The 22,554-nt window shown below is 60.4% G+C and carries 20 protein-coding genes and 1 pseudogene; 11 read left to right on the plus strand and 10 right to left on the minus strand.

All coding sequences use genetic code 11. The features are described from left to right. Window positions 1-55 precede the first annotated feature (55 nt). From AB4Y31_RS15580 to AB4Y31_RS15595, 4 genes and pseudogenes are all read right to left on the minus strand, one after another. Window positions 56-1,219, minus strand: coding sequence for an acyl-CoA dehydrogenase family protein (locus AB4Y31_RS15580; protein WP_368674680.1), 1,164 nt, complete (start codon window positions 1,217-1,219; stop codon window positions 56-58). 31 nt (window positions 1,220-1,250) lie between these two features. Then, window positions 1,251-1,712 carry a MaoC family dehydratase gene (locus AB4Y31_RS15585; protein ID WP_368674681.1) on the minus strand — a complete coding sequence of 154 codons (462 nt, stop codon included), beginning with the start codon at window positions 1,710-1,712 and terminating at the stop codon, window positions 1,251-1,253. 257 nt (window positions 1,713-1,969) lie between these two features. Next, window positions 1,970-2,161, minus strand: a pseudogene (locus tag AB4Y31_RS15590) (TolC family protein); the annotation flags it as partial. A 275-nt stretch (window positions 2,162-2,436) separates the two neighbouring features. Beyond that, window positions 2,437-2,961 (minus strand): MarR family winged helix-turn-helix transcriptional regulator, encoded by a 525-nt coding sequence (locus AB4Y31_RS15595; protein ID WP_018438495.1) that lies wholly within the window; start codon window positions 2,959-2,961, stop codon window positions 2,437-2,439. A gap of 427 nt (window positions 2,962-3,388) precedes the next feature. Here AB4Y31_RS15595 and AB4Y31_RS15600 point away from each other — a divergent pair, with 427 nt between their 5' ends. From AB4Y31_RS15600 to cofH, 6 genes are all read left to right on the plus strand, one after another. Then, a complete protein-coding gene (locus AB4Y31_RS15600) occupies window positions 3,389-3,682 on the plus strand; it encodes a hypothetical protein (protein ID WP_146013332.1) in 294 nt (97 codons plus the stop codon). 258 nt (window positions 3,683-3,940) lie between these two features. Further along, window positions 3,941-4,609 carry an NADPH-dependent F420 reductase gene (gene npdG / locus AB4Y31_RS15605; protein WP_368674682.1) on the plus strand — a complete coding sequence of 223 codons (669 nt, stop codon included), beginning with the start codon at window positions 3,941-3,943 and terminating at the stop codon, window positions 4,607-4,609. Window positions 4,610-4,662: 53 nt separating this feature from the next. Next, window positions 4,663-5,433 carry a coenzyme F420-0:L-glutamate ligase gene (gene cofE, locus AB4Y31_RS15610; RefSeq protein ID WP_368674683.1) on the plus strand — a complete coding sequence of 257 codons (771 nt, stop codon included), beginning with the start codon at window positions 4,663-4,665 and terminating at the stop codon, window positions 5,431-5,433. Then, on the plus strand, window positions 5,430-6,383 hold the full coding sequence (gene cofD, locus AB4Y31_RS15615; protein WP_368674684.1) for a 2-phospho-L-lactate transferase: 954 nt from the start codon (window positions 5,430-5,432) through the stop codon (window positions 6,381-6,383). Before cofE ends, cofD begins: the two co-directional genes overlap by 4 nt. Further along, window positions 6,367-7,080, plus strand: coding sequence for a 2-phospho-L-lactate guanylyltransferase (gene cofC / locus AB4Y31_RS15620; RefSeq protein ID WP_368674685.1), 714 nt, complete (start codon window positions 6,367-6,369; stop codon window positions 7,078-7,080). Before cofD ends, cofC begins: the two co-directional genes overlap by 17 nt. A 65-nt stretch (window positions 7,081-7,145) precedes the next feature. Next, entirely contained in the window at window positions 7,146-9,500 is a 2,355-nt protein-coding gene (cofH, locus tag AB4Y31_RS15625; protein ID WP_368674686.1) for a 5-amino-6-(D-ribitylamino)uracil--L-tyrosine 4-hydroxyphenyl transferase CofH, read from the plus strand. Between the two features lie 366 nt (window positions 9,501-9,866). Here cofH and AB4Y31_RS15630 read toward each other — a convergent pair whose 3' ends face one another. From AB4Y31_RS15630 to AB4Y31_RS15645, 4 genes are all read right to left on the minus strand, one after another. Then, a complete protein-coding gene (locus tag AB4Y31_RS15630) occupies window positions 9,867-11,093 on the minus strand; it encodes an acetyl-CoA C-acyltransferase family protein (protein ID WP_368674687.1) in 1,227 nt (408 codons plus the stop codon). 76 nt (window positions 11,094-11,169) lie between these two features. Further along, window positions 11,170-11,958, minus strand: a complete 789-nt coding sequence (locus tag AB4Y31_RS15635; RefSeq protein ID WP_368674688.1) for an SDR family oxidoreductase — start codon at window positions 11,956-11,958, stop codon at window positions 11,170-11,172. A 133-nt stretch (window positions 11,959-12,091) separates the two neighbouring features. Continuing rightward, window positions 12,092-12,514, minus strand: a complete 423-nt coding sequence (locus AB4Y31_RS15640) for an SRPBCC family protein (RefSeq protein WP_368674689.1) — start codon at window positions 12,512-12,514, stop codon at window positions 12,092-12,094. A 76-nt stretch (window positions 12,515-12,590) separates the two neighbouring features. Continuing rightward, window positions 12,591-13,385: an SDR family NAD(P)-dependent oxidoreductase gene (locus AB4Y31_RS15645; protein ID WP_368674690.1), complete on the minus strand. Its 795-nt coding sequence runs from the start codon at window positions 13,383-13,385 to the stop codon at window positions 12,591-12,593. Window positions 13,386-13,825: 440 nt separating this feature from the next. Between AB4Y31_RS15645 and AB4Y31_RS15650 the strand changes: the two genes are divergently transcribed. Continuing rightward, window positions 13,826-15,364 carry an AMP-binding protein gene (locus AB4Y31_RS15650; RefSeq protein ID WP_368674691.1) on the plus strand — a complete coding sequence of 513 codons (1,539 nt, stop codon included), beginning with the start codon at window positions 13,826-13,828 and terminating at the stop codon, window positions 15,362-15,364. On the opposite strand, the gene AB4Y31_RS15655 is transcribed toward AB4Y31_RS15650, so the two are convergent. Beyond that, window positions 15,343-16,062, minus strand: coding sequence for a TetR/AcrR family transcriptional regulator (locus tag AB4Y31_RS15655; protein ID WP_368674692.1), 720 nt, complete (start codon window positions 16,060-16,062; stop codon window positions 15,343-15,345). The two genes, AB4Y31_RS15650 and AB4Y31_RS15655, sit on opposite strands and share 22 nt — an antisense overlap. Window positions 16,063-16,253: 191 nt before the next feature. On the opposite strand from AB4Y31_RS15655, the gene AB4Y31_RS15660 reads away from it, so the two are divergent. The 4 genes from AB4Y31_RS15660 to AB4Y31_RS15675 all read left to right on the plus strand — a co-directional run bounded on the left by AB4Y31_RS15660 (window position 16,254) and on the right by AB4Y31_RS15675 (window position 20,870). After that, window positions 16,254-16,571 carry a 2Fe-2S iron-sulfur cluster-binding protein gene (locus AB4Y31_RS15660; RefSeq protein WP_368674693.1) on the plus strand — a complete coding sequence of 106 codons (318 nt, stop codon included), beginning with the start codon at window positions 16,254-16,256 and terminating at the stop codon, window positions 16,569-16,571. Window position 16,572: 1 nt separating this feature from the next. After that, entirely contained in the window at window positions 16,573-17,811 is a 1,239-nt protein-coding gene (locus AB4Y31_RS15665; protein WP_368674694.1) for an NAD(P)/FAD-dependent oxidoreductase, read from the plus strand. A gap of 166 nt (window positions 17,812-17,977) precedes the next feature. Then, on the plus strand, window positions 17,978-19,393 hold the full coding sequence (locus tag AB4Y31_RS15670; protein WP_368674695.1) for an FAD-dependent oxidoreductase: 1,416 nt from the start codon (window positions 17,978-17,980) through the stop codon (window positions 19,391-19,393). 235 nt (window positions 19,394-19,628) lie between these two features. Next, window positions 19,629-20,870 carry a cytochrome P450 gene (locus AB4Y31_RS15675; protein ID WP_368674696.1) on the plus strand — a complete coding sequence of 414 codons (1,242 nt, stop codon included), beginning with the start codon at window positions 19,629-19,631 and terminating at the stop codon, window positions 20,868-20,870. A gap of 2 nt (window positions 20,871-20,872) precedes the next feature. Here AB4Y31_RS15675 and AB4Y31_RS15680 read toward each other — a convergent pair whose 3' ends face one another. Next, window positions 20,873-22,546 carry an electron transfer flavoprotein-ubiquinone oxidoreductase gene (locus AB4Y31_RS15680; protein ID WP_368674697.1) on the minus strand — a complete coding sequence of 558 codons (1,674 nt, stop codon included), beginning with the start codon at window positions 22,544-22,546 and terminating at the stop codon, window positions 20,873-20,875. Window positions 22,547-22,554: the final 8 nt, after the last annotated feature.

Consider the following 22,554-nt stretch of genomic DNA (forward strand, 5'->3'; position numbering starts at 1 on the left):
GCGCATTCGCCTACAGGCTCTTGCTGCAGATCTGACCCGCTCGCTAGATGAGATTTCACTTTGCGCTCTTACTGGAGACGGAGAAGAGACTACGGCCAATGATGTGCTTCATAACCTCTATCGAGCCGCCGGCGATCCGAGTGACGCGCGCGTCCGCGAACGCGCGCGCGATCGGATACTCCCACATGTAACCCCAGCCACCGAAGAACTGAAGACATTCGTCGACGGCACGTCCGTGGAGATTCGAAAGCCACAGCTTGGCCATCGCAGCATCAGTGCCATCCAACTTGCCGGCCATGAACAACTCCATGCAACGATCGACGAAGACCCGTCCGACGGTGGCTTCCGTCTTCAAGTCGGCAAGCTTGAACTGAGTGTTTTGAAACTCTGCCAAAGTCTGATTGAACATCTTACGATCGGCGACATACTCGACAGTCCAATCGAGAACAGCCTCCACCACCGCCGCAGAGCGGACAGCCTGGGTGAGACGCTCCTGAGCGAGATTTTTCATCAGCAACTTGAAGCCGCCGTTTTCAGGTCCAAGCAGATTGGTCGCCGGAACACGGACATCCTCAAAAAAAAGCTCAGAGGTATCCTGAGCCTTCAGGCCAATTTTTTCCAACCGGCGGCCACGCTTAAACCCTTCGCGAAAGGCCTCAACGATGAACAGCGAGATGCCACCTGTATCGGCCTTTGGATCGGTTTTCGTTGCTAACACGATCACATCGCACAGTTGGCCATTCGAGATAAACACCTTCTGTCCCGAAATGACGAATGAGTCGCCGTCGCGTACTGCGCGGGTCCGGATACTCTTCAGGTCACTGCCGGCGTGCGGCTCTGTGAGACCTAGGGCGCCAATCGCCTCGCCCCTAACCATCTTTGGCAGCCAGTGGCGCTTTTGCTCTTCAGTCCCGAACGCCAGGACGTAGGGCATCACCATCTCGTTATGCACTGCAAAACCGGGTCCGGTAACGCCCGCGCGTGCAAGTTCTTCGACCAATACAAAATCAAAGAGGTGATCGCCCCCCGCCCCTCCGTATTCCTCGGGGATTGAACACCCGAGCAGACCTGCCCGACCGGCGGCCTCCCAGATGCTACGCGGGACAATACCTTGGCGTTCCCACTCCATATGAAACGGAGCAATTTCAGTCGCTATGAACCTCCGCACCGACTCTCGAAATATTTCGTGATCCGCCGAGAAAAGAGATCTTTCAATCATTTGTGCCTCAATTTTTGTTTCTTTCTCGCGATCACGACTTTTTCGCGCTCAGACAGTACATCAACGCTGACCGCTTGCAGGTGGCCACGATCTCTTCCCGCTGATTGAAAGCCATGTGCCGAAAGACAACGATTCCATTGTCCGGACGCGAGTTGCTTTTGCGCAAATCAAGCACTTCGGTCTCGACGCGAACGGTATCGCCCTCGAAGAGAGGCTTTGGGAAGCGGACTTCGTCCCACCCGAGGTTTGCAACCGTGGTACCTAACGTCGTGTCACTGACGGAAATGCCGACCATAAGCCCCAGAGTGAAGATGCTATTCATCAACGGGCGGCCGAACTCCGTTGTACTCGCGTATTCCCTATCCAAGTGAATTGCCGCTGGATTATGAGTCATTGCGCTGAACATGACGTTGTCCGTCTCTGTGACAGTCCTCCGCACGTCGTGCCTGAACACTTGCCCAACCTCAAACTCGTCAAACCATAGTCCGGCCATGTCTAAGGCCCCTCCGCAATGTTCGCCGCACGCTGTAGCAGTGGCCGGGAACGGCTCGAGCACCGATCATCGGCATAACAGTTCGCTTGCATACTATATCAATGCCATACCAACTGCAAGGCATTGTTTGGCATGTCGGACGTACTTGCCCCCAGTCGCATCGCGAACGCGTCTTGATCGAGCAGGGTAGTATTTTCGGCGACGCGCGTTGTACGCGGTCCTTACTGGGTTGCTACGGTCATGGATTCATTCGGTTGTCAGCCGCCACCGAGCGCCTTGAACGCAGCGACCGCCGCGCGAGCCGATTCCGCTTGTGCCTGGACCCGCCCATCGGACGTGCACAACAAGCTTTCCTCCGCCTGCGAGACTTCGATTAGGCTGACAGCACCTTTTTGATAGGCCGCGAATGAAGCCGCTCGAGCGCGGCCGAGCGAGTCCATGCCCTCGGCGCTTTATGCCGGCCAGCCCCGTTGATTGGAACTGCTTGAGAAAGACGTTCGAACCTGGCTAAAAGTGTCCTTGAGGAGCGAACTGGGAACGCCGACATGAATAACAACGACGCCGGCCCGAAGGCCACGTCGATTGCGGAAATCTCCGCGTTAACCCTCAAGCTTTTCTTTGCTCAGCGCGCGCGGCGAGCTTTCTGGACTCACTTCGACGTGGCCTTGCGAGGCGCCGACGTTCACGCATCGCAACTTGTAATGAGATCTGAAATGGCCGAGCGTCACTCATTGTCGCGGACGATAGCTTGCAGATTTCGTTTAACGCGGGTTAGCAAGTTCGTCAGATTTTCGCGGTCTTCAGCGCTCAACCCTTCGAGAATACGCTCGTTCATCTGATCGCTGCGTACCTGCATTTCCTTAATCAGTTTCGCGCCCGCAGGCGACAAATAGATTCGCTTGGCGCGCCGATCAGCGTCATCCGCGCCACGGCGGACCAGGCCAGAAGCCTCGAGCCGGTCAATCAGTCCCCCAAGAGCGGCCTTCCCCAACTCTAGCAACTTAGCCAGGTCACTTTGAATCATGCCGTCGTGGCGAGCGAGATAGATCAGCACCCACCACTGCGAGCGCGTAATATTCAGCGGCTTCATATAGCCGTCGTAGGCGGTGCGGCGCAATCGTGAGACATCGTGCATCAAAAAACCGAGCCTCTGATCCCAGCCGCCTTCTTCCCGATTTTGCTGCACGCTATTGTTTGCCGGCGCGCTCGTCTTCTTCTTGCGGGCCGGCAACTCTGCCTTTTGGTTCATCCGTCATCCTTGAATGTTCGCTTACCCCGTTCCGGGCCGAAGTTCGAGCCCTTCACGGAAACCATGACATACGTGTTTACCATATGTTAGCAGGCATTTCCGACGTCCCGCCACAACGCTCTCCCTCGGCGCTCTCCGTCTCAGACGTCGCTCACATGGCCGATTGGCGGTCGCACGCTGCAAAAGCCCGGGCCACGCCCCCTCGTACGCAGCCAATCAATCACCCGCAAAGCTCCTCCACCATCAGGAACGTCAAGCGAATATCGCCTTGACGTCATGGTTCTCCGACAGTATTGTATGTGTACATACGGTATGCACATGTCCATAACTTGAGGTGCATATCGCAAGTGCCTCGGCAACCTCGACTGTAGTAGGTAGTACGGTTAATAGTCGAAGGCGGCGCTTATAAATTATATCGATGGAGACGATGCAGATGACACTTCGACATGGCGACGCCCCGCTGTATGGTGTCCTCGCTGCTTTGGGCATCTTGGGTGCAGGCGTCCGATGGTACCTGGCAGACAATCCTTCGAACGGTCTGATGGAATTCGTCATCTCCGTGAGCGCGGCGTTGTTCGTCTGTTTCGGAGTCACCGCACTCGGAGGATTCGTGAGCCTCGCCATCGGCAAAAAAATCGGCGAACAGCAGGACTTCTTTGCCTTCCTCGGAAGCATCGTGGGCGCCATTATGTTTTTTGTGTGGGTAGTCGCATCCGGTTGATCCGCTACAGCGCAGCCTGCATCGGAGACACACTGTCGTTTCGCATATGCGACCCACTTTCCCAGAGACCGATTCGATCGTTGTCCACGGAGAGGCCGTGCCAACGTGATGTCGACGGCTACGCAGACCTTTATGTCTGACGATGTCCTGCTTCGGCACCTCGAGTAACGGAAAACGAACGGCGCTGAACACCGCTCGTCAGAAACGCGAGCCAGCAGACGACGGCGTCAACCCTCGGACTATGTCAGGAGTTGAAGCATGGAAACCAAACCTTCTTTAGCCGTCATTGGTGGCACCGGTGACCTCGGATCAGGGCTTGCGCTTCGATGGATCGAGGCAGGATACCCAGTGATCATCGGTTCACGCGATCGTGAAAAGGCGGCAGCGGCTTGCAACCGCCTGCGCAGCGTTCTCGCCGAGCGAGGGGTCGCTCGCGCGCACTTGACGGACATGGACAATGTTGCCGCAGCCGACGCTGCCGATATCGTCGTGCTGACTGTTCCGTTCAGCCATCAGCAGGGTACGTTAGCGGCTATCAAAGAACATATCAACGGCAAGATTCTGGTCGACGTTACAGTACCGCTCGTGCCGCCCAAGGTCGGCACCGTCCAGTTGCCACCGTCCGGCTCCGCCGGCCAGGCCGCGCAGGCCTTTCTTGGCGATGCCGTGCGCGTGGTATCGGCATTTCAGAACGTTGCGGCCGATCACCTGCAGTCGGGGCACGATCTCAACTGCGATGTGCTCGTCTGCGGCAACGACCCTGAGGCCCGGGCGGCGGTCGTGAAACTTGTCGAAGCATGCGGCATGCGCGGCTTCCAGGCCGGCCCGATCAACAACGCTGCGGCGGCGGAAGCCCTCACATCGGTGCTGATCACGATCAATCGCCAGTTCAAATGCCATGCCGGGATCCGTATTACGGGTGTTTAGCCGGCACGTCCCACGACCGTTATCTGCGGAAACCGTACCAAAGCGAGTCAACCGTGCCGACCCAATTGACGCTAACCGCACTGCCGGAAATCCCCGCGATTGAGCCAGGAGACGATCTCGCACAGATCGTATTAGACGGCTACGCGCGAGCCAGGCTTGAACCGAGCAATGGCGACGTCGTAATCCTCGCGCAAAAGGTGGTGTCCAAAGCGGAGGGCCGCTACGCACGGCTGTCGGAAATCACGCCGTCTGCCGCGGCCCTCGAACTCGCCACCACTACCCAGAAGGATCCACGAGTGGTGGAGCTGATCTTGAAGGAATCGCGTGAGGTGGTGCGCCAACGGCCGGGCGTGATCATCGTCGAACATCGGCTTGGGTATGTACACGCGAACGCAGGCATTGACCGCTCTAACATCACGTCCGATGACAATGAAGATCCGCGCGTGCTGCTGTTGCCGGTAGATCCCGATATGTCGGCTCAAGCTCTGCGCGATACGGTGCGCGCACGCTGCAACGTCGATATTGCCGTGATCATCAACGACTCAGCCGGACGAGCTTGGCGCAACGGCGTCGTGGGCTTCGCGATCGGGTGTGCGGGCATCGAGCCGGTGCGCGACATGGTGGGCCAACCCGACCTGTTTGGGCGCAAACTTGAACGGACGCAAATTGCCATCGTCGATGAATTAGCTGCCGCCGGCTCCCTCTTGATGGGGCAGGCCGACGAAGGCACGCCGGTCGTACTCGCACGTGGCGTTCGCTTCCGCTGCAGCCGCGCTGACGGCAAGGCGTTGATTCGCCCGAAGAGTGAGGACTTGTTCCGATGAAGAAAATAAGCACGATTGCGTTCTCCGGCGGCGTCGGAGGCGCAAAACTCGCGCTCGGCCTTGCACGCGCTCTACCGCCCGACGAACTGCTTATAGTCGCCAATACAGCCGACGACTTCGACCACCTCGGTCTACATATTTGCCCGGACCTCGATACCATCACCTATACCCTTTGCGGCAGGGCGAATCGATCACAGGGCTGGGGCGTAGAGGGCGAGACATGGAGCTGCCTGGAGGCACTGTCCGAGCTTGGTGGCCCGGACTGGTTCCGTCTCGGCGACCGCGACATCGCAACGCATCTATATCGCACTCAGCGGCTGCGCGAAGGGGCACGCTTGAGCGAGGTCACAGCCGAGATGTGCGCCGCCTTCGGCATTGCGCAGCGCTTGTTGCCCATGTCCGACGACCCTGTGAGCACCATCGTCCATACAGCGGAAGGCGAACTGCCTTTTCAAGACTACTTCGTACGTCGTCGCTGCGAACCTCGCGTCACGGGTTTCCACTTCGCTGGAGCGGACAGCGCCGCCATGCATCCCGAGCTGCGTGCCGGACTTGACTCCCCCCATCTTCGCGCGGTGATCTTCTGCCCGTCGAATCCCTTCGTCAGTATTGCCCCCATGCTAGCCATTCCCGGCATCGAGGAAGCGCTGCGGTCCATCCACACACCTATCGTCGCGGTGTCACCCATCATCGGCGGCAAGGCCGTCAAGGGCCCCGCTGCAAAGATGATGAGCGAGCTCGGACTGCCGATCTCGTCGCTTGCCGTAGCAAAGCACTACCGCGATCTCGTCACCGCCTTCATCGTCGACGAGACGGACAGTGATGAGGTCGCTCGCATTCGCGAGCTGGGCCTCGCGTGCGAGGCTATGCCGACATTGATGAACAACGACGACGACAAACTGCGTCTCGCACGGTCCGTGATCGCATATTCCCATGAGCTCTCGCGCTGACGTGATTTGGGCCGTCGTGCCCGTCAAAGACTTTGCCATGGCGAAGAGTCGGCTGGCGGCCACCCTGAGTTCCGCCGCCCGCGCCGAACTCGCTCGCGCCATGTCCGAAGACGTGATCTCCGCCCTGCAAAGCGCGAAGGTTGCTGAGCACGTTTGCGTGCTGTCGGATTCGCCTGCGGTTCAGCAACTGGCAGCCCGCAACGGCGCGGTCTGGCTTGACGAAAGGACCGTCGCTGGGGCACCGGGATTGAATGCCGCGATCGCCGGCGCCGCGCGAGTCGCGGCCGCAAGAGGCGCGACCGCGCTGCTGGTCGTGCATGCCGACCTGCCGCTGCTGACTGCAAGTGCCCTCACACGTGTGCTCGGTACCTGGAGCAATCTCAGCGGCAAGGGGCGCGTCGTGCTTGCCCGTTCGCGCGATGGCGGTACCAATATTTGTCTAGCTGAGCGGCCAGACGCATTCACTTACCACTACGGGACAAATAGTCATGCTCTGCACGTCGACGAATGCGTTCGGCAGCATCGCGTCGTCGCCAACGTTGAGATGCCTGCTACCGCGCTCGACGTGGACACCGCAGACGATCTCGAGATACTCAGGGCCGCTGCACGAACGAACGCGTGCAGTCCACACACTGCCGCATTTCTCGCCAAAATCGCCACCCCGGTATTCGGGAATGAAATCGAGGCCGCACCATGACCGATATTCAATCTTTGATTCGCGCCGCCGCGAGCGGGGCTCTGCCGTCCGCAAGGGAGGCGCTCATGCTCGCCGCCTGCGATGACATGCCACTGCTGTTGGCCGCGGCGACGGAAATTCGCGACCGTGGCGCGCGTAATGTTGTCACCTATTCCCGTAAGGTGTTCTTGCCGGTCACGCGGCTTTGCAGGGACGTCTGCCACTACTGCACCTTTTCACGGCAGTCTCCATCCGTCCATACAGCATACCTGACGCTCGACGAGATGCTCGAGACAGCCCGTGCAGGCGCCCGCATGGGATGCAACGAAGCGCTGTTCACCCTTGGAGAAAAACCGGAACTGCGTTATCCCGCTGCGCGGGAAGCATTAGATAAGCTGGGCTTCGAAACGACCATTGACTACGTGGTGCACGTTGCCGCAGCGGTGTTCAGGGAGACCGGACTGCTTCCGCATGTCAACGCCGGCTGTCTCTCCGATGAGGAGATCACCAAGCTACGCCGCGTGGCGCCTTCGATGGGCATCATGCTGGAATCCGCGTCCGATCGGCTCTGCCAGCGTGGGATGCCCCATTTCGGTAGTCCCGACAAAATCCCCGCCGCGCGGCTCGCCACGCTCGAGGCTGCAGGACGGCAAAACGTGCCCATGACTTCCGGGATTCTCATAGGTATCGGAGAAACCCGGCGCGAGCGCGTCGAAGCGCTGCTAGCGTTACGCGAGATACACGCTCGCCACGGCAATCTACAGGAAGTCATCGTTCAAAATTTCCGAGCGAAACCAGGCACTCCGATGGCCGGTACCAGCGAGCCAAGCCTCGATGAATTGTGCTGGACGATCGCAGTCGCCCGGATCATTTTCGGCTCGGACATGGGGATCCAAGCGCCTCCCAATCTTTCCCCAGGCGTGCTGCGCACACTGTTGGAAGCCGGCATCAACGACTGGGGCGGCGTGTCGCCTTTGACTGCGGATTTCGTCAATCCCGAAGCCCCTTGGCCTCATCTCGAAGAGCTGACCCGGGAAACACTGGCGAGCGGCAAGTACCTGCAAGAGCGGTTGACTATCTACCCTCGATTCGCCGCTGACATCGCCCGTTGGGTCGACGAAGGACTGCGTACCGCCGTGCTCCGCAAGATCGACACCGAGGGTTTTGCGCGTATTGACGATTGGGTGGCGGGAGGCCAGGTGCCCCCGCCGGCCGCCGACCTCTCTTACTTGCGCGAAGCCGATCGTGCACTGGTCAGCCCGGATCTGGACGAGATCGTCCGGCGCGCAGCCAATGGAGGCGCGCTAGGCGAGCAAGATGTGATCCGACTGTTCCAGGCACGGGGCGAGGACTTTGCACACGTCTGCCACGCGGCAGATCAATTGCGGCGAGCCCACTGCGGCGATACGGTGAGCTACGTGGTCACGCGCAACATCAACTACACCAATATCTGTTACTTCCACTGTCAATTCTGTGCGTTCTCCAAAGGCCAACGCGCCCACCGCGGCGCCGGATATGACCTCGATCAAGCCGAGATCGGCAATCGCGTTCGCGAAGCATGGGAACGAGGCGCGACGGAGGTTTGTCTGCAAGGCGGCATTCATCCGTCGTATACGGGGGAAAGCTACCTCTCGATTCTTAAGACCGTCAAAGCGGCCGCGCCCGACATTCACGTTCACGCTTTCTCGCCACTCGAGATCTGGCAAGGTGCTCAAACGCTCGGCCTGCCGCTCAAAGAATATTTGTCGCGCTTGAAGCATACCGGCCTCGGCACGCTCCCGGGGACGGCCGCAGAGATCCTTGACGACGAAGTGCGGGCTACGCTTTGTCCCGACAAACTGAAGACGGATCAATGGTTGGAAGTGATGTCCGTTGCTCATAGTCTGGGCCTAAAGAGCACAGCCACGATCATGTTCGGCCACATCGAGCGGCTGGAACACTGGGCCCGCCATCTTCTCCGGCTGCGGAACCTCGCGGCCGACACCGGGGGCATCACCGAATTCGTCCCGCTTGCGTTTGTCCACATGGAATCGCCGATCTATCGCAAAGGCAGATCGCGCAAGGGCCCGACGTTTCGCGAAGCGTTGCTCATGCATGCCGTATCGCGACTCGTGCTCCATCCGCACGTTGGGAACATTCAGACATCGTGGGTCAAGATGGGGCCGCTCGGTGCACAGGCCGCACTCCGGGCGGGTGTGAACGATATGGGCGGCACGCTCATGAATGAGTCGATCACCCGCAGCGCTGGTGCCGTCCACGGCCAGGAGATGACGCCTGCAGCGCTGTCGGCGCTCATCACGTCCGCGGGTCGGCTGCCTCGACAGCGGACCACCATCTACGGTACGGCGCCGGAAGAGCGGATTGCGGCCAGCGCAGCCCACGCCGGTCCGAGCGATTCAATCAGCAGCAAGGTGATCCCAGTTTCCGCCTCCGAGGGATAAGCGCTTACCGCAAGGAACGCGGCAAACCGTCACCCTGCACGGTTCGGATCATCCCATCCCGCATACGCGAAGGACAGGACGCAAAGATTGTGAAACTCCGGAAAAGCCAGGAGGAGACTGCAATGAAGCGACGCACTCGAGCAATTGTGATGATTGTGGCGGCAGGTATTGTAAGCGCCGTCTGTTTCGCGGTCTTCTCTCGGCCCGCCCTACCCGAGGAACCATGCATCTATTATCAAGGCAAGTGCATCGATATACGCGTTCTGATGACCCCATCGCCTCGTCATCTGTTACCGTGAGCAAGGGCTGGTCAGCACTCAGCGCGACGTCGTCGCGCGTAGTTCGGATTCCGTCTCCTCTTGAGCCCTACACACGTTCGAAGATGGCCGCGATTCCCTGCCCCCCACCGACGCACATCGTGACTAGCGCGTATCGGCCGCCAGTGCGATGCAGCTCGTGGATCGCCTTGGTGGCAAGGAAAGCCCCAGAGCAGCCGATGGGGTGACCCAACGCGATGGCACCCCCATTCGGATTTGTCTTTTCCATGTCGAGTTCCAGCGCGCGTGCCACCGCAATAGCCTGCGCGGCAAAAGCTTCATTGCTCTCGATCACGTCCATCTGATGGAGCTCAAGTCCGCTCCTTTTCAGCGCCAGCCGCGTAGCGGGAATCGGGCCTTCGCCCATAACGTCGTTGGGCACCCCAGCCACAGCGTAAGACACCAGCCTGGCGATCGGCTTGTGGCCGGCCGCGGCCGCCGCCGCGGAATCAGCAATGACGAGAAAGGCCGCTCCGTCGTTGATGCCCGAGGCGTTGCCCGCGGTAACCGACCCGTCCTTTTTGAACGCCGGTTTCATCGCGGCAAGGATATCCAGCGACGTGTTCGGTTTCACGTGCTCGTCGGTGTCGAAAATCGTTTCCCCCTTTTTTGTTCTCTTAACGATGGGAACGATCTGCGATTCAAACCGCCCTTCCGCGATTGCCCGTGCCGCACGACGATGCGACTCAACGGCCAGCATGTCCTGCTGTTCACGCGTTATGCTCCATTTGGCCGCCAGGTTCTCGGCCGTGATACCCATATGACCCACGCCGAACGGATCGGTCAACGTGGCGACCATCGTGTCGACTAGTTTCGTGTCCCCCATGCGCGCGCCCGAGCGCATCGCGGTGGATAAATAGCCGCCGCGACTCATCACCTCGACGCCGCCGCCGATGCCGAAGTCACAGTCACCGAGCAACACGCTCTGGGCACTCGTCACAACTGCCTGGAGGCCGGAGGAGCAAAGCCGATTAACTGACATCGCAACGGAATCCATCGGGAGTCCCGCGTTGATGGCCGCCACGCGGGCCACGTAGGCGAATCGGCTGTCGGTGGGAATCGTATTGCCTACCGTCACGTAGTTGACCGCAAGCGGGTCGACACCGGAGCGCGCGACGGCTTCCTTCATTACGATGCCGGCAAGCTCGGGAGGCTCCATGTCGGCGAGAGATCCGCCGAAACTTCCGATTGCCGACCGGACCGCCGAAAGGACCACTACGTCACGCTTGCTCACGGTTACTCTCCTCGTCCATTGAATAACGGAAAATCCGCCCATGCGGTCGCCACCGCATCCCGGCCTCGCTGGCTAATGCTAGCCCAGCAGTGAAGTCGTCTTTGACGCGACGAGCGCGTCAGAACACAGAATTCGTCACACCGCCATCGATAACCAGGCTTTGCCCGGTGATGTAATTGCTTTGCTCAGCGCAAAACATCGCCGCGATGCAACCAAAGTCGTCCGCCGAACCAAACCTGCCCGCAGGGATCGGTATCGATCGCACTGCCTCGGCTATCTCCCAATCCACATCCGTGCCGTTTTCGGCTGCCTTAGCACCGTAGATAGCTCGAATCCCGTCTGTATCGTGCATCGCAGGAAGCAGCGTGTTTATGGTGACGTTGTACTGAGCAACCTGTCGAGCCACCGCAACAGAGTAATTAGTCAATGCGGACCGCGGTGCGCCCGACAAGATTCGCCAAGGGTGGGGGAACTTGGCCGCTGCTGTAGCAATGTTCAAGATGCGCCCCCACTTGCGTTCAGCCATGCCGTCTACCACACATCGCATGAACTCGACCGGAGAAATGATTGTGAGCTCGAAATTGCGACGCCAGTCATGTTCCGAGATCGAGCGAAAATCCTCAATGTAGGGCGGTGGCGAGCAGGTGCCAACGAGGATATCCGGCTCCGGGCAGCGAGCTAGAATTCGCGCTCGGCCTTCCGTCGTCGCGTGGTCTGCGACTACAGCTACAACCTTCGCGCCGGTGGAGCGACGGATCGCTTCGCAGGCATCGTTCAACCTTGCTTCGTTACGAGCCGAGATGAAAAGGTCGACGCCTTCGCGAGCCAGCGCATAGGCTGTTCCCAGACCAAGCCCGGCGCTCCCCCCGTTGATAATCGCTTTTCGCCCTCGAATACCGAGATCCATTTCGTTCCTTGTGTACGCGCGACAAAAATCGATCGCTGAATGTCCTACCGTTGGACTGGCGCCGATACGGGACTACGAGATGAGAGCCCGCTCACACGTAGGGCGATAGCCGCATCGCATGACGTCGTTGAATCTAGCCGAGCAAGCCAAGCGCTGCCTTCAGATGACCAATGCGGGTGGGATAGTAGGCCTTGAGCGCCATGTTGACATCCGCGGCATGTTCACTACGAGCATCCAAGCCGGCCACCCAGTCGATGCGAGTGGATTCCGCGCTAAGGGGTGTCAGCGTAATGCAACCCTTTACGCCAATGTTCGCCACCAGACTGCATTCGACGACCGTGTACTTGATGACGTGCTCGAGACCGTCCAGTCGCTCAAGCCGCTCGGTCGCCCACCAGTCATGGAAGTGCACCGTCCGTAAGGCGCCCACACCGTGGCCAACGGTCTCGCACCGTATGACTTCCGGGTGCCACCGCTTGAGCCCGCCAAAGTCGGCGACGATCATCCACACTCGCTCGATAGGCGCCTTGATGAAATCAGTGACGACAATGGTCATTGTGTGGGCCCCCGCCCATCGCGAGACGCGAACAGGCCATCAGGCCTGCCCCTATCGACGCGTCGCTGAACGACGGTTATTCTCGCGGAAGGTCGGGATGCACCGACATCATGCCCCCGTCGACGACCAATTCGGCGCCTGTGACGAACGGTGCTTCGTCCGACGCAAAAAAGACTGCAGCCGCGGCAATCTCCTCGGGCCGACCCATGCGCCCCACGGGGGCCATCGCGTTCAGCGCCTTCATGATCGGGGCCATATCGGTCCCCGCGGGCACGGCATGCGAAAAAATAGCCGTGTCGATGGGCCCAGGATGAATGGAATTACACCGAATGTTTGTCTTGGCCTGAGCACACCAAACAGCGACGGACTTCGTGAGATTCCGCACCGCTGCCTTAGTCGCGCTGTACGCGATGTCATGACTCAACGCCACGTATGACACGGTAGACGCCGTGTTGATGATAGAACCGCAAGACCCCCCCGGATTCCGGCGCATCAACTTGACGGCGTGGTGGCAACCGAGCAACACCCCAGTCTGATTGATCGAAATTAGACGATTCCATACAGCGAGATCGATTCGATCCACGGTGTTCTCGCCGCCTACAACTCCCGCGTTGTTGAATAGAACGTCAAGGCGCCCAAAGCGTTTCTCCACCTGAGCAGCCAGGCTTATCCAGTCCTCATTGCTCGCAACGTCGAGGCGCGCGAAGGTCGCCCCCGTTTCCTTGGCCACTTCGCCGCCAAGATCTTCCTGAATATCGGCCACAAACACTTCCGCACCTTCGGCTCGAAATCGTTTTACTGTGGCAGCGCCCATCCCCGACGCACCGCCCGTGACAATCGCGACCTTTCCAGCCAGACGTCCCATGCTCATCAGTGCCCTCACTTACCGTTTGTTCAGAAAAAGGGCGGCGCAGATTCGAGCGAATCGAGGTCCGCACGACACCTCGCCCAAAGTCAGCACCATCCCATTCGATCCGCCGGCGCCTTATAAAGCATCGGTTGCGCGATAGCGATAATCGTATCGTACAATACCATATTGTAGATTCCTAGCGTTTCGCCGCGATCCCTGAGAAATATGTGACACTGTCCGCCTCTTGCAGGCAATGAAGCTTCGCAGACCGCTACTAGCGAGGCGTGCGATGGAGCAGCTACGAGGCGATCGGCTGCGTGGGGCGGAAAGTCGCATCCGGCAATACCTGGCCAAACTGAATCAGTACCTGAGCTGACCTCGCACGGGGGGGCGGTGTGCATCGCGATCGCCTAGGATCGGCCTGACGTGGCGCAGCCCCCTCTCCATTACAATTTACCGCCATGATCTATGATCTACGCCATTGGGCACAGCGCCACCCCGAGCAAATTGCCGTTCAGATCGGCGATACCGTGCTCACCTATGCCGAGCTGGAATTTCAGGCAAATCAGTTGGCGCGGCTTTTCGACGCCCTAGGGCTGAAGCGTGGCGACCATGTCGCGGCCAGCCTGACCAACTCGCCGTTCACGCTGGTCATGGCTTGGGCCGCCTGGCGCAGCGGTCTGTATTACACGCCGATTGCCACCACGCTCGCGCTGCCCGATGCGGCCGCCATCATCACAAATTGCAGAGCCCGTCTGGTGGTTGCCGACCGATCGGTGCAAACCCATGTGGCGAAACTGCCTGCGCACTGCGCTGCGGTGGCGCACTGGTTCTGGCACGGTGATGCGGTGCCGGGCTTCCGATCGCTGAGCGAGGACATGGCAGACCAAAGCGAGTTACCGCGAGTCGGTGAAGCACCTGGCGCCTTGATGCTCTACACGTCAGGCACCACGGGGGCGCCAAAGGGCGTCTGGCGTCCTCTACCGCCGGCCGATCAACGGGCAACCCCGACCTTTGCGGCCGACCTGATTCCGCTCTTCGGCTTCGACCACGGCGTGCGTTATCTGTCCACGGCGCCGCTTTATCACGCAGCCCCATTACGGGCGGCACTGGCGGTTACCGCTGCGGGCGGCTGCGTAATCGGTATGCGCAAGTTCGATGCGGCCGAGGCGCTCCAGCTGCTCGCGACGCAGCACATCACGCACTCGCAATGGGTGCCTGCTATGTTCCAGCGCTTGTTGCAACTGCCTGAATCAGCACGCCGGGACTTCCGGTCGCCCTTGCACCGCGTGGCGCTGCATGCGGCCGCGCCGTGTCCACCGCAAGTGAAACGCGCGATGATCGACTGGTGGGGGCCGATCCTGGTCGAATACTATTCGGGCTCGGAAGGCGTGGGCCTTACGATGATCAGCACGCAGGAGTGGCTGACCCATCCAAGCTCGGTCGGGCGCACCGTCAAGGGCGTGCCGCACGTGTTGGACGAAGAATTCCGCGAGCTGGCACCAGGTTGCACGGGACGCATCTACTTCTCTGGCGTGACACCGTTCGAATACTTCGGAGATCCGAACAAGACGGCGGATCGAACGAGCCCGCAGGGCTACCAGACGCTTGGCGACATCGGCTACCTCGACGCGGAAGGCTATCTATACCTGACCGACCGCATGGACGACGTGATCATCTCCGGTGGCGTGAATATCTATCCACAGGAGATCGAAGCCGCACTGCTGGAAATGGTGGGCGTGGCAGACGTGGGCGTAATCGGCACCGAGGACGAGAAGTTCGGCGAACGTCCTGTCGCGTTCGTTGTCGCCGTGGCCGGAGACGACGAGCACGCGCTTCGACGCGATCTGCCGGCGTGGTGCGAGGCGCGGCTGGGCCGCATCAAGGCTCCGGCCCGCTTCGAATTCGTGCATCAGTTGCCCCGTTCGCCAACGGGCAAGCTGATTCGACGCGAGTTGCGCGAACGCCTGTATCAGCATCAGCCACCGGGCGCGAACTGAGCCGGGGCGCCTTGGGGCGCCGGTTCGGTAGTCTGTACAGCTTTCGGTGCGTAGGCGCGCAAGAACGTGTCGATGGCACGGCTGGACATGCGCCGGACATCGACGTCGGCAATCGGGCCGTCGGTCGCACATAGCAGCAGCGGGTCGATCACCTCCGCCTCGAGGAGCAGGCGCAGCTGCGTGGCGGCAATGTGCGCGTCGGCTCGGAGCAACCGCCCGTGTGCCATCCACCTCGAAACGAAGGACGCGAGTTCCTGCTGAAAAGTCTGGAATCTTTCGTAGAACATCCGGCCAACGCCGCCGCGCTGCGCCTCGCTGATCATCAGGCGCCGAACCGAGACTACCTCTGAAGTGCACGCTAGGCGGAGAAAGGATTCGCCGAACTCCCGCAACTGCGCGTCCAGATCGTTGCTTTCGGCGCGCAGGCCTTCGAGCATGCGGGCCATCGAGTACTCGGGTACGGAGAACATGCAATCGACGAAAAGCTTCTCCTTTGATCCGAAGTGGGCATAGATCGTCCCCTTGGACCCACCGACGACGGCCACTATCGCAGATATCGAGGTCCTCTCGAAGCCGTTTGCACGGAATAACTGGTACGCCGCCTGCAGGATCGCTTGTCGTTTCTTCAAGTTTCTGATCGCCACTGTTCCCGTCTCCTTTTCACCATCGCGCCGCGAGCTCGGCTTGCTATGCGCCACCTTGACAATCGGCCCGCTCGCTATGTACGATACCATATCGTACTGTACGGTACGATTTATAACCAGATGCGCTCACAGTTGCGCGGGCTAGGAGACACGATGCCAATGACGCCATTAGCCAGCCAAGTTCTACCCGGCCGCCCAAAGCGGTTCGGCGTCTGTCCAGACGCTCAACCGGTGAGGCGCGCCTGATGGCCCGCCTCGTCGTGATCCAGCGCAATCGCGCCGAGTCGGTCATCGAGGCCGGTGATGGCCGTTCAGTCATGGAACTGATACGCGATCATGGCATCGACGAAATGCTCGCGATGTGTGGTGGGTGTTGCTCGTGTGCAACCTGCCATGTGCACATCGATCTGGCGTTTGCAGACCGGCTGCCGCCGATGAGCGGCGAAGAGAGCGATCTGCTCGACAGTGCCCGATCACGCGACGCGACATCTCGCCTGTCGTGTCAGATTCCGTTCACCGAGGCGCTGGATGGCTTACGCGTGACTATCGCCGAGGAGGCGTGACATGGGCCGTTCGTATGACGCGCTGATCGTGGGGGCGGGCCATGCCGGTGCCCACACGGCACTGGCGCTGCGCCAGCAGGGTTTCGACGGCAGCATCGCCCTGCTCGGTGACGAGCCCGAACTGCCCTATGAGCGGCCCCCGCTTTCGAAGGAATTCCTCAGCGGAGAAAAGCCATTCGACCGGCTGCTGATCCGTCCGGCATCGTTCTGGGTTGAACGCAATGTGCAGGTATTGAGCGGCCATCGTGTCGTCGTCGTCGACCCTGCCGCACACACTGTGCGGACGGCGGGCGGCGAGACCTTCGGTTACGGTCGGCTGGTATGGGCCTGCGGTGGACGGCCACGCCCTCTGAACTGCCCGGGCGCGGAGGCCAAGGGTGTCCATGGTCTGCGCACGCGTGCCGATGCGGACGAAATCCAGCGCGCAATGACCGGCGTTCAGCATGTCGTCATCGTCGGTGGCGGTTACATCGGCCTGGAAGTAGCCGCGGCGCTGGTGGCGAAAGGCAAGTCGGTCTCCGTGCTAGAGGCCCGCGAAAGGGTGCTGGCACGCGTGGCCGGTGAAGCGCTGTCACGGTTCTATGAGGCTGAACATCGCGCGCGAGGCGTCGTCGTTAAGCTCGGCGCGATGGTCGATGCCGTCGAGACATGCGACGGCCGGGCCACCGGTGTCAGGCTCGCCGATGGCAGCGTATTACCTGCGGAGATGGTAGTGGTGGGCATCGGCATCGACCCTGCCGTCGAGCCCCTGATCGCGGCTGGCGCCGCGGGGTCCAACGGCGTCACAGTCGACGCGTTCGCGTGCAGCAGTCTGCTCGACGTCCTGGCCGTTGGTGACTGCGCGCTCCACCCGAACTCGTTCGCCGACGGCGCTCACGTTCGTCTCGAATCGGTTCAGAACGCGGTGGACATGGCCACCACAGCGGCGCGCACGATCGTCGGCGATCCACGTCCATACCACGCGGTGCCGTGGTTCTGGTCGAACCAATTCGACTTGAAGTTGCAGACCGTGGGGTTGTCGACGGACTACGACCAGACCGTGGTCCGCGGCGACATGTCGACACGGAGCTTCTCGGTTGTCTACCTGCGGCGCGGGCGAGTGATCGCGCTCGACTGCGTCAATGCCGCTCGCGACTTCGTGCAAGGGCGCGCGTTGGTCGCCAATGGCGCAAAGATCGAGCCGGCCCTGCTGGCGGACGCTTCCCTGCCCCTCAAGCAAGCGCCCGCTACACCGGTGTGAACAGATGCTCGCGGCTTTCCACTACTCCTTTTTTCCGAGCCCGTAAAACCGCTGATCCGGAGCCACGATGAACCAACACCCCGACTGAGGTAGAACTCGAGCCCCGCCCGCAGATCCCTTTTGAATTGAGCTGCACTTCACAAATACCTAAACGAGGTAACCGACTGTGGCAATTGACTTTGACGTGATTGTGATCGGTGGTGGAGGTGCCGGATTGTCCGCGGCGTGCCATGCGGCAAGGAATGGTGCGTCCGTGATGATCCTGGAAGCCGACAAGATGCTGGGAGGCGCCACCGCGCTTGCGGGCGGCGTTGTTTATGCGGCGGGTACCCGTGTCCAACGGGATGCCGGCATTGTCGACTCACCGGAGGCGATGTTCCAGTACATGATGTCCCTTAATCAATGGTCAATACGGCCCGCGCTCGCAAAAATCATGTGCGAGGGTGGCGCTTCCATCATCGACTGGTTGATTGAACTTGGCAATGAGTTCCCGCCAAGCGCCGTTGTGGAATCCGGTGTGGGCGGGTGCCCGCGTGGACATCAAAGCATTGGCGCAGGAATTGGCATCGTACAGTCGCTTGCCAACGATGCGGGCGCGAACGGCGTGGAAGTGGCGCTGGGGTCGCGAGTTTCTGAACTGATCGTCGAGGGGGGGCGCGTGTGCGGGGTTCGCGCTGCAGGAACGGAATTGCGTGCAAAGGCAGTCATCGTCACCACGGGCGGATTTGGAAACAACTCAGAGATGATCAAACGGCTTTGGCCGACCGCCGCGGCCCACGGCAGCCGTGTGTATTCCTTCTATGAAAAGGTGCCGTTCAATATGGGCGACGGTATCAAGCTCGGCGAGAGCGCGGGCGCCAATGTTACCGGAATTGACAACGGCTTACTCGTATGTAGCCCGAATTTCGTCAAGGATACTGAAGCGTTTCTTCCCGACTGGGCGATGGTCGTCAATCGCGACGGTCGCCGTTTCATTGCGGAGGATGCTTCCTATGCGGTCTCGGGCTACCTGGTGAACGAACAGCCTGAAATGCGATGTTTCGCGATTTTCGACGAGCCGGCACTTGCCGAGGCCTGCGCCGACGAGAATGTGGTGAAACACTACATCAATGATCCTGGATCGGAAAGCTGGCGCGTCAATGTCATCCGCAGGCACGTGGAAACCGGCAGAGTGAAAGTGGCCGACTCGATCGAAGAACTCGCGCACCGCGCAGATATCTCCGCTGAGGCTCTACGCGCTTCGCTAGATCGCTACAACGAATACGCTGAAACGGGCGATGATCCCGAGTTTTTCAAGAAGACGAAAAAGATGTACTCGTTCCGGACCCCGCCGTTCTATGCACTGGAGATTCGGGCTTCGACCATCGTCTCATGCCACGCCGGACTGGATATCGACAATTTCGGCAGGGTGCTGGACGCGAATGGTCGATCGGTTCCTGGCCTCTACGCGGGAGGCGAAGTGCTTGGATGCACCATGGGACGCCGCTACGTCGGTGGGGGGATTGGTATCGCCAATGCATTAATTTTCGGCAGACTGGCTGGCCTGACTGCAGCGGCAGACGTTCACACCGCCGCAAACTAAGACCGCACGGTGCGGGCCGCGGCGGGCGAAGCGCTCGCCTACGGCCAGCTGATCTGAGCTGCCGGTGGACGAGCGCGCACGCTGACATGCAACGGAGTTGAAGTCATCGGCGTCCATAACGACGCGCTCTTGACATTTTTGTAACGGCCGAATTGAAGGCCGACCAGACGAGGCCCGCGCCATTCGACGAGGCCTGCGTGACCCATCGCCCGAAGCTCGGGTGCAAGGAGAAATAATGAGCATCGAAGCCAGTAACCCGCCGATCAGCTTCGCCGACCGTGAAGTCTATGCATGCCCGTTTGCGGCGTATGACCGTCTGCGCGAAGAGCAGCCGGTGTACCGCGATCCGAAGTCCGGCCACTATATCCTCACGCGGTACGACGACGTGCGCAAAGCGATGCTGAATGTCGCTGCGCTGAGCAACAACACGGGGGTGATGGGCGATCGTTGGGCATTGGAAGCCAACCGTCTGTTCGAGACGGAAGGTTGGCTGCCCATGAACACGCTGGTGTCGAACGACCCGCCAGGCCATCGCACCTATCGCACACTCGTCGATAAGGTCTTCACGACGCAGAAGGTAGCGAGCCTGGAGCCCCGAATTCAGGAGCTCATTGACGAGCTGATCGACGGCTTCGCAGGCCAGTTCGAGATTGACTTCCTCGACGCGTTCGCAGTGCCGCTACCCATGTACGTGATTGCCGAGCAGTTGGGCGTGGCACGCGAAGACCGGGAGCGATTCAAGCGGTGGTCGGACGTCGCCATGCAAAGCCTTGACCCGCTGCTCACGCCAGAACAACAGGTCGATCTCGCGCGCGAGTTGATTGAAATGCAGCAATACATGGCACGCCAAATCGAACGTGTGCGCGCGACGCCCGACGACAAGCTCCTGAGCCGTCTGGCAAACCTCGACACCGATGGGCGTCGGCTCGACATGCGCGAGTTGCAGAGCTTGATCTTGCAGATCTTGGTCGCGGGCAACGAGACGACCACGACGACCCTCGCGCTTGGCATGAAGACGCTGATCGAGCGCCCTGAACTCGTCGATGAAATCCACCTAAACCCCGATCGGGCGCGTGCGTTCGTCGAAGAGACGTTGCGTGTGACCGCACCCCTGCAGACACTGTTTCGGCGAGCGCTTATCGATGTCGAGATTGGGGGTGTGACCATTCCTGCCGGCTCGATGGTCGAGGTACGGTTCGGCGCAGCGAACCGCGACCCACGCCAATTCGGCTGTCCGGCGGACGTCAACCTGGATCGCCCGAACAGTGCGAGTCATCTGAGCTTTGGTGCCGGCATCCACCTATGCGTCGGCAATCAGCTTGCGCGCGGCGAACTGCGCCTCGCGTTTCAAACCCTGACCCGACGGCTGACCGATTTGCGCATGTCGCGTGGCGCCGACAGCCTGCACTGGATAGATAATTACGCCGCCTACGGACCCGATCGGATGTGGATGGCGTTCACTGTTCGGCCCCACTGAGATCATAGATTGGGATAATTCGGCCCGCCGCCGCCTTCGGGTGGAACCCACACGATGTTCTGCGTCGGGTCTTTAATGTCGCAGGTCTTGCAATGCACGCAGTTCTGGGCGTTGATCACCAGCCGGTCGCTGCCGTCGTCGTTCTTTACGAATTCATACACGCCCGCCGGGCAAAACCGGCTCTCTGGCCCCGCGTATATTCGCAGGTTTACATTTACGGGCACACTCGCGTCCCTGAGCGTCAGGTGCGACGGTTGGTTCTCCCCGTGGTTCGTGTTAGAGATAAACACCGAGGATAGGCGGTCGAATGTCAGCTTGCCATCGGGCTTCGGGTAAGCGATCGGCTCGCACTGCGAAGCCGGCTTCAGCATCTCGTGATCCGCATGCTTGTGATGTAGCGTCCACGGCACGTTACCGCGCATCACCTTCTGCTCGAGCCCGACCATAAGCGTGCCAAGATACAGTCCCTTCGCCATCCACTGCTTGAAGTTGCGCGCGCGATACAGCTCCCGATACAGCCAGGACTGCATGAATGCGTCGGGGTATGCGCTCAGTTCGTCCGCCCGGCGGCCGGTGCGAACCGCGGCGAACGCGGCTTCGGCAGCCAGCATCCCCGTCTTGATCGCCGCATGACTGCCCTTGATGCGCGATGCGTTTAGAAAGCCTGCCTCGTCGCCAAGCAACGCACCGCCAGGGAATACGAGCTTGGGCAACGACAAAAGGCCGCCGGCCGTGATCGCTCGCGCGCCGTACGACACACGCTTGCCGCCTTCGAGGAACGCACGGATCGACGGGTGCGTCTTGTAGCGCTGGAACTCCTCGAACGGCGACAGGTACGGATTCGTGTAGCCGAGACCGACCACAAAGCCGACCACCACTTGGTTGCTGTCCATGTGATACAGGAACGAGCCGCCATACGTATCCGACTTGAGCGGCCAGCCGGCCGTGTGGATCACGAGGCCCGGCTTGTGCTTCGCGGGATCGACTTCCCACAATTCCTTGATGCCGATCCCGTATGCCTGCGGATCGGCGTTCGCGTCGAGTTCGAACTTCGAGATCAACTGACGACCGAGATGGCCGCGGCAGCCTTCGGCGAACAGCGTGTACTTTGCGTGTAGCTCCATGCCGAGCTGGAAGTTATCGAGCGGCTCACCGTCCTTGGCCACACCCATATTGCCAGTCGCAACGCCCTTCACGGAGCCGTCATCGTTGTAGAGAATTTCGGCGGCCGGGAAGCCGGGGAAAATCTCGACGCCGAGCGCCTCGGCCTGTTGCCCAAGCCAGCGCGTGACGTTGCCCAGCGAGATTACGTAGTTGCCATGATTCTTGAAGTTGCCGGGCAGCGCCCAGTTTGGCGTCGCGACCGCGCTCTTCTCGGACAGGAACAGGAAGCGGTCCTCCGTCACTTCGACGGTGAGCGGCGCGCCCCGTTCCTTCCAGTCGGGGAACAGCTCGGCGATCGCGCGCGGATCCATTACGGCCCCCGACAGAATGTGGGCGCCAATCTCGGATCCCTTTTCCAGCACGCACACGGCGATCTCGGTTCCACTATCAGCGGCTAACTGCTTGAACCGGATCGCGGCCGAAAGACCGGCTGGGCCGCCGCCGACGATCACGATGTCGTATTCCATTGAATCGCGTGGGCCGTATTGGTCGACAAGCGTGTCGCTAGGCATTATGCCTT

It is taken from the genome of Trinickia sp. EG282A (assembly GCF_040965455.1).
In the GTDB taxonomy this organism is placed as follows: Bacteria; Pseudomonadota; Gammaproteobacteria; order Burkholderiales; family Burkholderiaceae; genus Trinickia; species Trinickia symbiotica.

Bases quoted from the DNA above. Each gene is read 5' to 3' on its own strand.
- AB4Y31_RS15580 (WP_368674680.1), bottom strand. From the start codon at position 1,219: ATGATTGAAAGATCTCTTTTCTCGGCGGATCACGAAATATTTCGAGAG.
- AB4Y31_RS15585 (WP_368674681.1), bottom strand. From the start codon at position 1,712: ATGGCCGGACTATGGTTTGACGAGTTTGAGGTTGGGCAAGTGTTCAGG.
- AB4Y31_RS15595 (WP_018438495.1), bottom strand. From the start codon at position 2,961: ATGAACCAAAAGGCAGAGTTGCCGGCCCGCAAGAAGAAGACGAGCGCG.
- AB4Y31_RS15600 (WP_146013332.1), top strand. From the start codon at position 3,389: ATGCAGATGACACTTCGACATGGCGACGCCCCGCTGTATGGTGTCCTC.
- npdG (WP_368674682.1), top strand. From the start codon at position 3,941: ATGGAAACCAAACCTTCTTTAGCCGTCATTGGTGGCACCGGTGACCTC.
- cofD (WP_368674684.1), top strand. From the start codon at position 5,430: ATGAAGAAAATAAGCACGATTGCGTTCTCCGGCGGCGTCGGAGGCGCA.
- cofC (WP_368674685.1), top strand. From the start codon at position 6,367: ATGAGCTCTCGCGCTGACGTGATTTGGGCCGTCGTGCCCGTCAAAGAC.
- cofH (WP_368674686.1), top strand. From the start codon at position 7,146: ATGCTCGCCGCCTGCGATGACATGCCACTGCTGTTGGCCGCGGCGACG.
- AB4Y31_RS15630 (WP_368674687.1), bottom strand. From the start codon at position 11,093: ATGGGCGGATTTTCCGTTATTCAATGGACGAGGAGAGTAACCGTGAGC.
- AB4Y31_RS15635 (WP_368674688.1), bottom strand. From the start codon at position 11,958: ATGGATCTCGGTATTCGAGGGCGAAAAGCGATTATCAACGGGGGGAGC.
- AB4Y31_RS15640 (WP_368674689.1), bottom strand. From the start codon at position 12,514: ATGACCATTGTCGTCACTGATTTCATCAAGGCGCCTATCGAGCGAGTG.
- AB4Y31_RS15645 (WP_368674690.1), bottom strand. From the start codon at position 13,385: ATGAGCATGGGACGTCTGGCTGGAAAGGTCGCGATTGTCACGGGCGGT.
- AB4Y31_RS15650 (WP_368674691.1), top strand. From the start codon at position 13,826: ATGATCTATGATCTACGCCATTGGGCACAGCGCCACCCCGAGCAAATT.
- AB4Y31_RS15660 (WP_368674693.1), top strand. From the start codon at position 16,254: ATGGCCCGCCTCGTCGTGATCCAGCGCAATCGCGCCGAGTCGGTCATC.
- AB4Y31_RS15665 (WP_368674694.1), top strand. From the start codon at position 16,573: ATGGGCCGTTCGTATGACGCGCTGATCGTGGGGGCGGGCCATGCCGGT.
- AB4Y31_RS15675 (WP_368674696.1), top strand. From the start codon at position 19,629: ATGAGCATCGAAGCCAGTAACCCGCCGATCAGCTTCGCCGACCGTGAA.
- AB4Y31_RS15680 (WP_368674697.1), bottom strand. From the start codon at position 22,546: ATGCCTAGCGACACGCTTGTCGACCAATACGGCCCACGCGATTCAATG.